The sequence below is a fragment of the Mesorhizobium sp. C120A genome, from assembly GCF_030323105.1.
In the GTDB taxonomy this organism is placed as follows: domain Bacteria; phylum Pseudomonadota; class Alphaproteobacteria; order Rhizobiales; family Rhizobiaceae; genus Mesorhizobium.
In genome coordinates this window covers 6,518,026-6,530,838 of sequence record NZ_CP100476.1, presented here as the reverse complement: position 1 = coordinate 6,530,838, position 12,813 = coordinate 6,518,026, and the positions used below count along the sequence as shown (strand labels likewise).

General features: G+C 62.2%; 14 protein-coding genes. 3 read left to right on the top strand and 11 right to left on the bottom strand.

Going from position 1 to position 12,813, the window contains the following annotated elements:
• Window positions 1-65: 65 nt before the first annotated feature.
• From NL532_RS31590 to dnaA, 4 genes are all read right to left on the bottom strand, one after another.
• The gene (locus tag NL532_RS31590) at window positions 66-821 is read right to left on the bottom strand and encodes a molybdopterin-synthase adenylyltransferase MoeB (RefSeq protein WP_023828445.1); all 756 of its coding nucleotides are present in this window, start codon (window positions 819-821) and stop codon (window positions 66-68) included.
• Window positions 822-852: 31 nt separating this feature from the next.
• The gene (gene recF / locus NL532_RS31585; protein WP_023669574.1) at window positions 853-1,998 is read right to left on the bottom strand and encodes a DNA replication/repair protein RecF; all 1,146 of its coding nucleotides are present in this window, start codon (window positions 1,996-1,998) and stop codon (window positions 853-855) included.
• Between the two features lie 58 nt (window positions 1,999-2,056).
• The gene (gene dnaN / locus NL532_RS31580; protein WP_023669575.1) at window positions 2,057-3,175 is read right to left on the bottom strand and encodes a DNA polymerase III subunit beta; all 1,119 of its coding nucleotides are present in this window, start codon (window positions 3,173-3,175) and stop codon (window positions 2,057-2,059) included.
• Window positions 3,176-3,452: 277 nt separating this feature from the next.
• A complete protein-coding gene (gene dnaA, locus NL532_RS31575; protein WP_031195619.1) occupies window positions 3,453-4,997 on the bottom strand; it encodes a chromosomal replication initiator protein DnaA in 1,545 nt (514 codons plus the stop codon).
• A gap of 605 nt (window positions 4,998-5,602) precedes the next feature.
• Here dnaA and NL532_RS31570 point away from each other — a divergent pair.
• A complete protein-coding gene (locus NL532_RS31570) occupies window positions 5,603-5,818 on the top strand; it encodes a hypothetical protein (protein WP_155923752.1) in 216 nt (71 codons plus the stop codon).
• A gap of 26 nt (window positions 5,819-5,844) precedes the next feature.
• Here the strand turns inward: NL532_RS31570 and rpsT are convergent, their stop codons facing one another.
• From rpsT to NL532_RS31550, 4 genes are all read right to left on the bottom strand, one after another.
• The gene (rpsT, locus tag NL532_RS31565) at window positions 5,845-6,111 is read right to left on the bottom strand and encodes a 30S ribosomal protein S20 (RefSeq protein ID WP_023681995.1); all 267 of its coding nucleotides are present in this window, start codon (window positions 6,109-6,111) and stop codon (window positions 5,845-5,847) included.
• A 159-nt stretch (window positions 6,112-6,270) separates the two neighbouring features.
• On the bottom strand, window positions 6,271-7,044 hold the full coding sequence (locus tag NL532_RS31560; RefSeq protein WP_023681994.1) for an enoyl-CoA hydratase: 774 nt from the start codon (window positions 7,042-7,044) through the stop codon (window positions 6,271-6,273).
• Window positions 7,045-7,084: 40 nt separating this feature from the next.
• A complete protein-coding gene (gene mutM / locus NL532_RS31555) occupies window positions 7,085-7,975 on the bottom strand; it encodes a bifunctional DNA-formamidopyrimidine glycosylase/DNA-(apurinic or apyrimidinic site) lyase (RefSeq protein ID WP_023681993.1) in 891 nt (296 codons plus the stop codon).
• The gene (locus NL532_RS31550) at window positions 7,968-9,206 is read right to left on the bottom strand and encodes a phosphopentomutase (protein ID WP_023828444.1); all 1,239 of its coding nucleotides are present in this window, start codon (window positions 9,204-9,206) and stop codon (window positions 7,968-7,970) included. The genes mutM and NL532_RS31550 overlap by 8 nt, the downstream gene beginning before the upstream one ends.
• Before the next feature lie 175 nt (window positions 9,207-9,381).
• On the opposite strand from NL532_RS31550, the gene NL532_RS31545 reads away from it, so the two are divergent.
• Complete coding sequence (locus NL532_RS31545; RefSeq protein WP_023669581.1) at window positions 9,382-10,335, top strand: phosphate/phosphite/phosphonate ABC transporter substrate-binding protein; 954 nt, start codon at window positions 9,382-9,384, stop codon at window positions 10,333-10,335.
• 28 nt (window positions 10,336-10,363) lie between these two features.
• Here NL532_RS31545 and NL532_RS31540 read toward each other — a convergent pair whose 3' ends face one another.
• The 3 genes from NL532_RS31540 to NL532_RS31530 form a co-directional block, all read right to left on the bottom strand.
• Window positions 10,364-10,999 carry a TadE/TadG family type IV pilus assembly protein gene (locus NL532_RS31540; protein ID WP_023688725.1) on the bottom strand — a complete coding sequence of 212 codons (636 nt, stop codon included), beginning with the start codon at window positions 10,997-10,999 and terminating at the stop codon, window positions 10,364-10,366.
• A 30-nt stretch (window positions 11,000-11,029) separates the two neighbouring features.
• Window positions 11,030-11,647, bottom strand: a complete 618-nt coding sequence (locus NL532_RS31535; RefSeq protein ID WP_050587454.1) for a TadE/TadG family type IV pilus assembly protein — start codon at window positions 11,645-11,647, stop codon at window positions 11,030-11,032.
• 153 nt (window positions 11,648-11,800) lie between these two features.
• Window positions 11,801-12,223, bottom strand: a complete 423-nt coding sequence (locus tag NL532_RS31530) for a pilus assembly protein N-terminal domain-containing protein (protein ID WP_023681988.1) — start codon at window positions 12,221-12,223, stop codon at window positions 11,801-11,803.
• A 347-nt stretch (window positions 12,224-12,570) separates the two neighbouring features.
• On the opposite strand from NL532_RS31530, the gene NL532_RS31525 reads away from it, so the two are divergent.
• Window positions 12,571-12,759 carry a Flp family type IVb pilin gene (locus tag NL532_RS31525; RefSeq protein ID WP_023699479.1) on the top strand — a complete coding sequence of 63 codons (189 nt, stop codon included), beginning with the start codon at window positions 12,571-12,573 and terminating at the stop codon, window positions 12,757-12,759.
• Window positions 12,760-12,813 lie beyond the last annotated feature (54 nt).

Below are 12,813 nucleotides of genomic sequence, written 5' to 3'. Positions count from 1 at the left end.
TCGTCCCAGCGGTCGAAGCCGGGGCGAGCTGCGTGACCAAAACACTGGCAGGCTGATCCATGCGGTCAGCTTCTCTTGTAGCGGATCGTGTCGAAGCGCGCCGACAGTGCATCGTAGAGCAGCAGCCGGCCGACCAGTGGTTCGCCGATACCGGTGATCAGCTTGATGGCTTCCATTGCCTGCAAGGTGCCGATGACGCCGGTCAGCGCACCGACGACCCCGGCCACCGCGCAGGACGGCACCAGTCCTTCCGGCGGCGCTTCAGGAAAGAGGTCGCGATATCCAGGGTTCGGTCTGCCGTCGGCGCCGGTCCCGAACGGCATCAACACCGTCACCGAGCCGTCGAAGCGGCCGACGGCGGCATGCACGAGCGGCCGCTTTTCCGCCGCGCAGGCATCCGCCACCACATAGCGCGTCTCGAAATTGTCGGAGCCGTCGACGACCACGTCGTAGCGCGCGACGAGAACGGCAGCATTGTCGGCCGTCAGCCTGAAATCGTGCAATTCCACCGCGACATGGGGATTGATCCGGGCGATCGCTGCTTTGGCGCTCTCGGTCTTCGCCGCGCCGACAGTATCGGTGGCGTGGATCACTTGCCGCTGCAGATTGGACAGCGAGACAATGTCGTCATCAACGATGCCAAGTGTGCCGACGCCCGCGGCAGCGAGATATTCCAGCACCGGTGCGCCGAGGCCGCCGGCGCCGATCACCAGCACCCGTGCGCGCTTCAGCCGCTGCTGGCCGGCGCCGCCGATCTCGGGCAGCACGATGTGGCGGGCATAGCGTTCGAGTTCTTCGTCGGTGAGGGCGGCAGGGGTCATTGCCCGACCATATAGCGGAGCAAAAACCTTGTCAGGTCTCTTCGGTTGGCCCAACCGTGCCGTGGTCGACGGTGAGGAACTGCGCGCGTCCCCTCAGGCTGGAAAACAGCGCGGCGTCGGTTCCGGTCATGAAGGCCTGGCAGTTCAGCTCCTCCAGGATCGAGAACAGCGCGGCGCGCCGGCCGGCATCGAGATGCGCGGCAATCTCGTCGAGCAACAGGATCGGCGTCATCGCCGACATCTCGCCGGTCAGCCTTGCGTGCGACAACACGATGCCGACCAGCAGCGCCTTCTGCTCTCCGGTCGAGCAGAGTTCGGCCGGCATCGCCTTGGGGCGGTGGCGCACCAGTAGATCCGAACGGTGCGGGCCGTCGAGCGTGCGTCCGGCGGCGCGGTCGCGCTCGCGGCCGTCGGCAAGGGCGTCGCGATAGCGTTGCTCGACATCCACAGCGGGTGCTGAGGCGACATGGCTTTCAAGGTCGCCGAAGAGGCTGATGTCGGCTTGCGGAAACGGCCCGCTGGACGGCAACCTGTCGATCATGGCGGCCAGCAGGCGCACCAGCTCGGCGCGCGCCGCGGCAATCGCCACGCCGGTTTCGACCATTTGCATCTCGATGGCGTCGAACCATGCGCCGTCTCGCGAACCTTCCGTAAGCAATCGGTTACGTCCGCGCATCGCCTTCTCATAGTCGAGCGCGCGCTGGCCGTGGCCGGGATCGATCGCAAGCACCAGCCTGTCGAGAAAGCGCCGCCGGTCCGCGGCAGGCCCCGGGAACAGGCCGTCCATGGCCGGCGTCAGCCAGACCACGCGCAGCCATTCCAGCATGGCGTCGGCCGACCGTGCCGGCGCGCCATTGATGCGCACCTTGCGACCGCCCTCGCCGGCCGCTTCACCCCCGGTGATGCCGGTGCCGATCTCGACCTGCCCCTCCGGCCCGTCGAGCCTTGCGTGCAGCGCAAAGCCGCCATCGCCGCCTTCGCGGGCCACGTCGACATAGGGCGCCCGGCGCAGGCCGCGGCCAGGCGTCAGCAGCGAGATGGCTTCCAGGAGATTGGTCTTGCCGGCGCCATTGTCGCCGGAAAACACCACCGCGCCGGGTGAAAAGCCGATCGACAACGCCGCATAATTGCGGAAATTCGTAAGTGTGAGCTTACTTATGTGATTTTGTTCCGGCAACCGCTATCCGCCTATAGAAGTCGCCGCAATCACTATGCTGCAGTGTGCCGCAGTGCGGCTACACCCGCATCGGCATCAGCACGTAGAGCGCGGTCTCATCGGCCATGTCGTGGATCAGCGTCGGCGAGCCGGCATCGGCCAGCATGAACTTGGCTTCCGTGCCGGTGAGTTGAGCAGCGACGTCGAGCAGATATTTGGCGTTGAAGCCAATCTCGATCGGGTCGGACGAATAGTCGGCCGCCAGTTCCTCGGTGGCGCTGCCCGAATCCGGATTGTTGACGGCAAGCGTCACCTGGCCTTCGGTGATCGAAAGCTTCACCGCGCGGCCGCGCTCGGAGGAAATGGTCGAGACGCGATCGACGGCGGCGGCGAAGCTCTGGCGGTCGATGATCAGCTTCTTGTCGTTGCCGGTCGGAATGACGCGCTGGTAGTCCGGGAAAGTGCCGTCGATCAGCTTCGAGGTCAGAACCACGCTGCCGATGGTGAAGCGGATCTTGGTGTCGGACAATTCGGTGGTCACCGCGACATCGGGATCGTCGACCAGCTTCTGCAATTCGCTGACCGTCTTGCGCGGAATGATGATGCCCGGCATGCCTTCGGACCCGGCCGGAGCGTCGATCTCGGCGCGCGCCAGGCGGTGGCCGTCGGTCGCCACCGAACGCAGCTTCAGCTTGCCGCCAGTTTCATGCGTGTGCAGGTAGATGCCGTTGAGATAGTAGCGCGTCTCTTCGGTGGAGATGGCGAACTGGGTCTTTTCGATAAGGCCTCTCAGGGCGACGGAATCGAGCCGGAAGATGTGTGAGAAGGATCCCGCCGAAAGCTCCGGGAAATCGGACTGCGGCAGGCATTGCAGGCGAAAGCTCGAGCGGCCCGACGTTACCGTCATGGCGTTGCCGTCCTCGTCGGTCTTCAGCATCACTTCGGCGCCGTCGGCCAGCTTGCGCACGATGTCGTAGAGCAGGTGCGCCGGAACCGTCGTCGCCCCGCCGCGCTCGACCTTTGCCGGCGTCGCTTCGGTCACTTCGAGGTCGAGGTCGGTGGCTTTCATTTCAAGGCTGGCGCCCTCGGCGCTGAGCAGCACGTTCGACAGGATCGGTATGGTATTGCGCCGCTCGACCACGCGATGAACGTGGTTGAGCGACTTCAGGAGATTGGACCGTTCCAGGATAACACGCATGACGAAACAGGCTCGCTTGAATGAATGGACGGGTCACCAGTGGGCGGCGCCCCGCGAAAGGTCTGAACAGGCTCAGAATCTATGCAAACTGACAGGAAAAAGCCAGCAAACGCAAGTCCGGGCCACCGGTTCGCGCCGGTTAAGCGGGCTTTCTGGGGATAAAGCGGACGTTGGCCGGCAACCGATGCATGTCGCCGAAAACTGCGCAGCGGTTTTGGGACAACGACATGCATCAAAACAAGAAAATTTAAAGCGCGACGACCGTTTGCCGCGCCGATCAGGCTTGGTCGTTGATCAGCCTGCGCAACAGTTCCAGTTCCTGCGCCAGCGTGTTGTCGACGCCGGAAAGGTCCTCGATCTTGCGCACCGCATGCAGCACCGTGGTGTGGTCGCGCCCGCCGAACCGCCGGCCGATCTCCGGCAGCGAGCGCGGCGTCAATACCTTCGACAGGTACATGGCGACCTGCCTGGGCTTCACGATGGTGCGCGTGCGCCGGTTGGACAGCAACTCGGTCTTCGACACATTGTAGTGGCGCGCCACGATGCGCTGGATGTCCTCGATGCGCACCCGCTTCGGCTCGCCAGAGCGATAGATGTGCCCCAGGATCTCGTCGATGCGGTCGATGGTGATCGCCGGCTCGAACGACTGACGAAACAGCAGTTGGTTGAACGCGCCCTCCAGCTCACGACCGCTGCCGGTCACCGTGCGGGCGACATGGTTGAGGATCTCCTCCGAAATATTGAGCGATGCATCGTCAACCTTGGCGGTGGCAAGCCGAAGTTTGAGCATGCCTATGCGCATGGCGAAGTCCGGCGCCGACATTTCCAGCGCGACACCGCCATTGAGGCGCGAGCGCACCCGCGGTTCCAGCGATTCCAGTTCCGACGGCGGCCTGTCAGCGGCAACCACCACTTGCTTGGCGCTGTCGAGCAGCATGTTGATGAGATGGCAGAATTCGTGCTGGATCGACTTGCCCTGCAGGAACTGCATGTCGTCGATGATCAAGAGGTCGATGTCGCGCAGCTGTTCCTTCAGCGTCAGCGCATTGTTGTCGCGGATCGCGGTGGCGAAGCGCCACATGAAATATTCGGCCGTCAGATAGACGACGCGCGATTTCGGGTTCTGTTTCAGGGATTCGGCCGCAATCGCCTGCAAAAGGTGCGTCTTGCCGAGCCCGACGGTCGCATGAAGGAACAGCGGGTTGAAGCGCACCGCGCTCGACTGCGATTCCGCCACGGCTTTGGCTGCGGCGAAAGCCACCCGGTTCGACGGGCCTTCGATGAAGGAGCCGAACGTGTAGCGCGGGTCGAGCGGCGACCCCAGCACATTGTGCCGGAATTCGCTCTCGATCGGCGTGCCGGGACGAGGGGCGGGCGCCCGCTCCACCCTGCCGGGGCCGACCGTGCCGGCCGCCAATGCGGTCTGCGTATGCTTGGTCATCTTGCGCGCCGGCACGGCCTCGGGTTCGACGCCATTGCGGGCAGGACGGGTCGCGGTGCGCACGACCATCTCGATCTTGAGGATTTCGGGATCCTCGTGCTTCCACAGATCGGCGATGAGATCGAGATAATGGCCATTGATCCACGAGCGCAGGAAGGCCGTGGGCACCGAGATGCGTACAATGCCCCGGGAAGCCTCAGCCACCTTCATACGGCCGAACCAGCTCGAATAGACCTCGGTTCCCAGGCGCGCCTTCAACTGGGCCTTGACCCGGTCGAACTTCTGTTCCGCGTCGCTGGAAGCCGCCATATCGTGCGCTCCGACCAATGTTCCGGGAAATGGCAGGTCGCCCGTAAGCTCCCGCTCGATGCCGCTCTGCATGATTGTGCGTCCCTTTTCCTTTGTACCTTTTTTCCGCCGGGAGTGCGCCTCCTGCACCCATGTTTCCGGCGACCGTATCTTCGCTACAACACCACCGCCGCCGCCGGCGGATGACGTTGCCTCGTCAGAATGGGATGGGTCCCGGCTGCTTAAAGCCAGTCCGTCTGACATGTTCGGGCAAAGCGGTGCTACCCGGCGAAAACGCCGGTGCGCCATCAAGCTGCCATGTACAATTACGCCAGTCCCCTATCGTATCGAAAAGGCAAGCCATACCCGTTCGCGGAATTGATCCACGTCATGAATTCTGCCACTGTTAGCTGGCCGATTCAGGCTGGGTTAAGGGCTAATGGCCCGTCCCTTTCGATAGACCGACATTACCGAAATCGCTGTGGATAGGGCAAGGCCACCTCTAACGGATTTTTAAGGAATCTGGTTAGTGAACAACGGTTCGGGCTCCGTGCTGGAAGCGCATATTTTGACAAAGCCATTGGGATTCAAACCCTTTTGCCGCGAATATGAAAATGGCTGTGCGGTTTGAAATTTTCTGAAATAATTCGCTTGACACCAACTTGCTGCCTATCGCCCACAGGCGATGTGAACAAGCTGTGGATCACTTCCAGCAAGTCGTTGAAAAATATCAGCAATTTGTGACAGCCAAATTTATTGGCGTGGGCCGTTTCGGCGGATTGGAATATCAGTGGGAGTGTATGTGCCGGCAAAGCATTCCAGACTCTGGAATGCGGCTCGGGCGTGCTTTGCGGCCGTTCTTTTTAAGTGCTTGCCGGCAAACGAAAAAACCCGGCACGATTGGCCGGGTTTGAAAGAACGACAGTTCAGGAACGGTCAATCAGGCCGACAGCACCTTGAGGCGGTGAGCCAGACGCGACACCTTGCGCGATGCCGTATTCTTATGGATCACGCCCTTGGTCGCGGCGCGCATCAATTCCGGCTCTGCGGTCTTGAAGGCTTCCAGCGCGGCTGCCTTGTCGCCGGCAGCCAGTGCCTCTTCGACCTGGCGGACATATGTACGCACGCGCGAGCGGCGGTTCTTGTTGATCGCTGCGCGGCGGGCGATCTTGCGCGTTGCCTTTTTGGCCGAGGAGGTATTGGCCATGATGCCTCTCTTCTGATCTGGTGGGCGCATGCGGGATGCCGCAGGGCGCAAAAAACAAACGGGCAGCCAACGGCCGCCTCGGTTGGAGCGGCTTATAGTTCAGCTTTTCCGGCGCGTCAACGCCGCTTTGGCTTCTTTTTGGTCCTCGCCGCCGCCACTCTAGCGATTGGTGAAATTCGGCTTCCGCTTCTCGGCAAAGGCTGCCATCCCTTCCTTCTGGTCGTCGAGCGCAAACAGCGAGTGGAACAGCCGGCGTTCGAAGCGCAGTCCCTCCGCCAGCGTCGTCTCGTAGGCGCGGTTGACTGCCTCCTTGGCCATCATCACCGATGGCAGTGAAAACTCTGATATCCTGGCCGCGGCCTTCATCGCCTCCTCGATCAACTCGCCGGCCGGCACGACGCGCGAGGCCAGGCCGCTGCGCTCGGCTTCGGCGGCATCCATCATCCGACCGGTCAGGCACATGTCCATGGCCTTCGACTTGCCGACAAAGCGGGTCAGCCGTTGCGAGCCGCCCATGCCGGGAATGACGCCAAGCGTGATTTCGGGTTGGCCGAACTTGGCCGTGTCGGCGGCAATGATGAAATCGCACATCATCGCCAGTTCGCAGCCGCCGCCCAGCGCATAGCCCGCGACAGCGGCGATCATCGGCTTGCGCGCACGGGTAAACTCTTCCCAGCCGACGAAGAAATCCTGCACATAGGCCTCCGCGTAGGTGACGGCCTGCATTTCCTTGATGTCGGCGCCCGCCGCAAAAGCCTTCTCGGAACCGGTGATGACCATGGCGCCGATGCCGGGATCGGCGTCGAACCCCTTTGCCGCCGTCAGCAAATCCGCCAGCACCTGCGCGTTCAGCGCGTTGAGCGCCTTAGGCCGGTTCAACGTGATCAGGCCGACCTTGCCGCGCGTCTCGACGATGATGGTTTCATAGCTCATGGGCTGGCCTCCTGGTTGCGGCACTGAAGGACCGTCTAGCTTACCGCTGGCAGGTCCGGCAATAAAAGGTCGAGCGGCCGCTTTGCACGATGCGCTCGATGTGGCCGCGACAGCCGGGCGTCGGACAGGGCTCGCCTTCGCGATCGTAGACCGCGAAGGAATGCTGGAAATAGCCCAGCGACCCGTCTGTGTGCACATAGTCGCGCAGCGAAGACCCGCCGGCGGCGATCGCATCGGCGATCACCGAACGGATTGCCTCGGCCAGTCGTTCGCTCTGTTCCTTGGCCTTCTTGCTGGTCCCGGCGATGGTGCCTGCCTCGCGCAATGGCGAAAGGCCGGCGCGCCACAGCGCTTCCGACACATAGATATTGCCGAGCCCGGCAATCAGCTTCTGGTCGAGCAGCGCCGCCTTCAACGGCGATCTGCGGCCCTTCAGCAGAGAGGCGAGCAGGGCGCCTTCCAGCGCATTGCCGGTCGGCTCGACGCCCAGTCCCGCGAGCATCGGATGCGCCTCGGCCAGGCCTTCCGCAAACAGCATGAAGCCGAACCGACGCGGGTCGTTGAAGACCACGCGAGACTGGACGCCGACAGGCGACACGACATGGAACACCACATGGTCGTGCTTGGCATTCCTCGAGCGCTCTTGATGGAACGTGCCGGGCGTCTCTTTCTCATCGGCGGTCTCGATGCGGAACGAGCCCGACATGCCGAGATGGCAGATCATCACCGGGCCATCGTCCAGGTGTATGGTGAGATATTTGGCGCGGCGGCCAAGCGCGATGACCGTCTTGCCGGTCAGCCGCTGCGCAAATTTCGCCGGAAACGGAAATCTGAGATCGGGCCGGCGCGCCTCGACGCGTACGATCCGCGCGCTTTCCAGAACCGGCTGCAGGCCGCGCCGGACGGTTTCGACCTCGGGCAGTTCAGGCATGGCCGCCTATCGCCGCATGGAAGGAAGCGCCGTGGCGGCCGCGCGCCAGCTTGAGGTGTTCGGCGACCGTCTCGCCGATATCGGCGAAGGTGGTCCTGAGCCCGATGTCGCCGCCCGTGAGACCCGGTGCGGTGCCGATGACCGGGACGCGTTCGCGCGTGTGGTCGGTGCCTCGCCATGTCGGATCGTTGCCATGGTCGGCGGTGAGGATGAGCAGATCGCCCGGCTTCAGCTTTGCCAGTGCCTCGGGCAGCCGGCGGTCGAAGGCTTCGAGCGCTGCAGCATAGCCGGCGACGTCGCGGCGATGGCCGAACTCGGTGTCGAAGTCGACGAAATTGGCGAACACCAGGTCGCCGTCGCCGGCATCGTCCATCGCACCCAGCGCCTTGTCGAACATTGCCATGTTGCCGGGCGCCTTGCGTACTTCCGAGATACCGCGATGGGCGAAGATGTCGCCGATCTTGCCGACCGCGATCACCCGGCTGCCGCGCCCGGTCAAGCGGTCGAGCAGCGTCGGCTCAGGCGGCGGCACGGCGTAGTCATGGCGGTTGTAGGTGCGCTCGAAGGTGGCCGATGTTTCGCCCAGGAAAGGCCGTGCGATCACCCGTCCGATCTTCAGCGGATCGACCAGCCGGCGTACCGTCTTGCAGAACTCGTAGAGCCGCTCCAGGCCGAAATGAACTTCGTGCGCTGCTATCTGCAGGACGGAATCGACCGAGGTGTAGCAGATCGGCTGGCCAGTGCGGATATGCTCCTCGCCGAAGCGCTCGATGATCTCCGTGCCGGGCGCATGGCAGTTGCCGAGAATGCCCGGCACCTTACCCTCGCGGATCATCGCTTCGGTCAGTTCGGCAGGGAAGGTGGGCACCTTATCGGGGAAATAGCCCCAGTCGAACCGCACGGGCAGCCCGGCGATTTCCCAGTGACCCGACGGCGTATCCTTGCCGCTCGAAATCTCCTGCGCGGCGCCGTGGAAAGCGGAGGCTGAAACAGCGGCTTTGCTGTCGAATTGGAAGCCGGTTGCGGTTTCTGCTGCGCGGCCGAGACCGAGCGAAACCATGGTGGGCACCTTCAGCGGTCCCTCGCGCAGGCCCTCGCGATCGGCGCGGGCTTCCGCGCAGGCCAGCGCGATATGTCCGAATGTGTTCGAGCCGGCGTCGCCATAGGGTTCGGCATCGGCGGCGCCGCCAATGCCGAAAGAATCGAGAACGAAGAGGAAAGCGCGTGCCATCGGTGCCGTCATTGCCAGTCTGGTTGACCAGACATAAGGTCCCGTCGCGGCATTGGCAAATCGTAAACCAGGCGGCAACGGCCTGACGCGATGGTCGCGAAGTCGGGCAGGCGCGCTGTACGCATCCTTGAGACATGCGATGCGCTTCAAGGAACGGCGTGCGGGGCATGGATCGATGAGACGGGCTGACCTGGGTTGGAGTGCACTGGCGACCACTGTAGCGCTGCTGGCCTCGCAGCTCGCCGCGCACGCCGACTGGCGCGACCAGATCGGCACGTTTCGGATCGGCATCGTTGCCGAGCCGGGCGCCGGCAACACGGTTCCGGGTCTGGCCATGCTGACTGACGCCTACGGCAGGGCGCTCGGCATGAAGGTGGAATTCGTCGTCGCGCATGACTATGCGGCGCTGATAGAGGCACAGGCCAATGGCCGGATTCAGTACGCGGTCTATTCGGCGACCGCCTACGCCACCGCCTCGGAGCGCTGCGGCTGCGTCGAACCTCTTGTGGCGCCGGTCGATGCCGACGGTGCCACGGGCATCCGCTCCGTGCTTTTGACGCGCGACGGCAGGCTTTCCGATCTCGCGGCCCTGGAAACGCACCGCATCGCCATGGCGCCTTCCGACAATGTCGGCGGTTCGCTTCTACCGCTCGCCGGGCTGGCGGCCGACGGCATCAAGATCAGCCAGGATGCGCCATTCCTCGCTCATGCCGGCTCGGCTGCCGCCGCAGAAGCGATGCTGGTCGATGGCCAGGCCGATGCCTTGTTCGGCTGGGAGCGGGCCACGGCGGAAAACCGGACGGCGATTGCTGGCGATCAGCCGGCTGATCCGGACGGCACGGCGGCGCGACTGGAGGCGGCGGGCATTCCAGAAGCCGCGCTCCAGATCATCTGGACCTCCGGCGTGCTCAGATACGGCCCTCACGCCGTCCGCAGCGATCTCGACCCCGAAGCCAAACGCCGACTGACCGTCTTCCTCACCAATCTCAGATCGCAGTCGCCGGAAGTCTACGATTTCGTGGAATCGAAACATTCGGGAGGGTTCACGCTCGCCGCTGCGAGTGACTATGCGATGGCCGATTCCATCGTGCGCCTGGTGTCGGGCAGCACCGACAGCGGCGCGCAATAAAGCCGGGGTCGGATGGGCCAGAGCTGCTTCAGCAATCGCTGCAGGGGATCGACGTGGTCCGGCGCGGCCTGAGATAGTAGGTTTCGCTCATCGTTATCTTGCCTTCGTTGAAGGCCGAGATAAATCCGAGCGGCTTTTCGGAGCCTTCCGACCAGGAGATGATCGGTTGGTATGCTAGAGTGGTTTTGACACGAATGAGGAAAGTCCCCGCAACATTGAGCGTCGCCGGAACGGTGGTGGAAGTTGTCGGGTTGGAGTCGCGGCCAGTCTTCCCATCCAGCACGCTCCAGGACCACGCCACCTTTGCTTGCGGTATCGGATTGTTCGGGTCGGTTCTGATGTCGATTGCCGTAATGGAGATATTGGCGACCGAGCGGTTGTAAGGCTGAAGGCTGGAGTTGCCGATCTTCATGATGTCGGTGAGATCTGCGTTGACCACCGACGTTTGCTGCGTGACGAGGTCGGCAACCATGGAGCTGATGCGGCTGACCTTCTTGCTGGCCTCGATGGCTTGCGAGGCCTCCATCGTAATGAAATACATGATCAGCAAGACAGGCACGATGAGGGCAAACTCGACGGCCGCTATGCCGCGCCGATCGGAAAAAAACCGCTCCGCTCTCTTCCAGCTAACCGACATCCCCGGATGTGCCCCCGCACGAAACATGCACTTTTCCTTTTGCTTACACGTGCAATTTCAGTTGTCGAATGGCTCGTTTTGCCACGTTGTCGTCGCGTAATGCAGAGTCTTGCCGCCATCCATATTCGACATGTATTGAGCCATGAAATCGGTCATGACCGGCCAAGGGTAAAAGACCCGCAGCATGTTCTTTGATTCTGCCGGACCTATTGTAGGGGTCCCGAAAGCCGGGTCCTTGCCTGTATCCGGATCCTTGCCCGTCAGCGTGATGGTCGAGCCGGAAATCGTGAAACCCGCACTGGCTGCCCCGGCAAAGGTCTTGAACGGGCGCAGATCCACCAGCAAACCGGGGCAACCCTTCGCGACAATGATCTCGAGTCTGGCGCAGACCAAGCCCTTCAGCTTCTCTTCCGTCACATCCGCTTGCCTCAACTGGCCAGTACGCAACTGACGGGCGATATCATCGGTGATGTTGGCCATCACCTCCTGTCCGGCAAATGAAACGCAGCTCTCGAGGATGGCGAAGACGAGAGCCGCAAACGGTAGCGCAAGCATCGCGAATTCTATCGCCGTGCTGCCGCGCCGATCACGAAGGAAATGAGGGGCAAACGTCACGCGCCCTGCCTTGGCCTTGCAGATCTCGCGTTCTGAATCCTCGTCCAAAACGTCGCCCATATCCCGTTCCTGCGATCCTGATGCGGTACCGTCAGCACCACTATCAAGAACCCATTTAGCTCCGGTTTGAATGACCGTTAAATTCGACCAGGCGACATTAACCGGCCGCTAACCGACGCGGCTTTCCCGAGACAATCGAGCCAACTGAGGCGCTTACTGCCCAGCGCTCATCTCGGCTTCGGACGACTTTTCCGAGTCGCTCTTGTACGAGCTTTCGCAATAGGGCGTGCAGGACATGGTCTGTACCGAGGCGCGCCTGTAGATACGCACGGACGACGCGTCCTGGCGCACCACGGTCACCTGCTCGTCGACGATCGGGCTGCCATCGTGGTCGAGGACAACCAGATTGGTGACGCCGAACCCCTTGCCAGTCAGTACGATCGTCGATGCATCCTGGACGGAGGCGTCGGCAATCGCCGGATTGCCGACGACTATGGTGTCGGCGGGGCGTGTCAGTTTGACGATCTTGGCCTGATTCATCGTCACTTCGATGCCGGCTCCGGCCTTGGCCGGCAGCACAAAAGCCGGGACGGCGAGAAGCGCGACAAGCAGGAATGACGATTTCATGGCAGTCATCAAGGCGCTCCACAGCGGCAAAACTTGTTCAAAGAAACATGAAGGAGATTGGTGAACCAACGGTTAAACCCTTGACCGGCGCCGGGGTATTCGCACCAATCCTGCTGCCAGCTAATGTAACAATGCATCCTGCCGATAGCCGTGAAATTACAGCTCTTCACGGGCAGGCGAGCTACTGTCCAGCGTTTAGTTTACGGTTAACCACGCAAGCTGTTCGAAGCGGGAAAGGAATCGGTAAGGCTGTTTATTAAGCCGATTGAAAGAGCTTCTCCGTAGATTGGCAGCATCCGATCAACCACCACAGAAGTTGACGGAAGTGCTGTAACACGTGGAGTAGGAGCTCTCGAATGTCTAATCTCATCGCACGTTTCGCGAAGGACGAATCCGGCGCGACCGCTATCGAATACGGTCTGATCGCAGCTCTCATCGCGCTTGCCATCATGGTTGGCGCTGGTCAGCTCGGCAATGCCCTGAACAACAAGTTCAAGGACATCGCGGATTGCGTGAAGGATCCGACGAACGCTGCTTGTAAGTAATAGTCTAGCATCCTGTTTCGACTGGTAGACTGGAAGGGCCGCCTCGCTGGCGGC

What these genes read in the sequence shown, in the direction of transcription:
- NL532_RS31590 (WP_023828445.1), bottom strand. Translation starts at nt 821, where the DNA reads ATGACCCCTGCCGCCCTCACCGACGAAGAACTCGAACGCTATGCCCGC.
- dnaN (WP_023669575.1), bottom strand. Translation starts at nt 3,175, where the DNA reads ATGCGTGTTATCCTGGAACGGTCCAATCTCCTGAAGTCGCTCAACCAC.
- dnaA (WP_031195619.1), bottom strand. Translation starts at nt 4,997, where the DNA reads ATGCAGAGCGGCATCGAGCGGGAGCTTACGGGCGACCTGCCATTTCCC.
- rpsT (WP_023681995.1), bottom strand. Translation starts at nt 6,111, where the DNA reads ATGGCCAATACCTCCTCGGCCAAAAAGGCAACGCGCAAGATCGCCCGC.
- NL532_RS31560 (WP_023681994.1), bottom strand. Translation starts at nt 7,044, where the DNA reads ATGAGCTATGAAACCATCATCGTCGAGACGCGCGGCAAGGTCGGCCTG.
- mutM (WP_023681993.1), bottom strand. Translation starts at nt 7,975, where the DNA reads ATGCCTGAACTGCCCGAGGTCGAAACCGTCCGGCGCGGCCTGCAGCCG.
- NL532_RS31550 (WP_023828444.1), bottom strand. Translation starts at nt 9,206, where the DNA reads ATGGCACGCGCTTTCCTCTTCGTTCTCGATTCTTTCGGCATTGGCGGC.
- NL532_RS31545 (WP_023669581.1), top strand. Translation starts at nt 9,382, where the DNA reads ATGAGACGGGCTGACCTGGGTTGGAGTGCACTGGCGACCACTGTAGCG.
- NL532_RS31540 (WP_023688725.1), bottom strand. Translation starts at nt 10,999, where the DNA reads ATGTTTCGTGCGGGGGCACATCCGGGGATGTCGGTTAGCTGGAAGAGA.
- NL532_RS31535 (WP_050587454.1), bottom strand. Translation starts at nt 11,647, where the DNA reads ATGGGCGACGTTTTGGACGAGGATTCAGAACGCGAGATCTGCAAGGCC.
- NL532_RS31530 (WP_023681988.1), bottom strand. Translation starts at nt 12,223, where the DNA reads ATGACTGCCATGAAATCGTCATTCCTGCTTGTCGCGCTTCTCGCCGTC.
- NL532_RS31525 (WP_023699479.1), top strand. Translation starts at nt 12,571, where the DNA reads ATGTCTAATCTCATCGCACGTTTCGCGAAGGACGAATCCGGCGCGACC.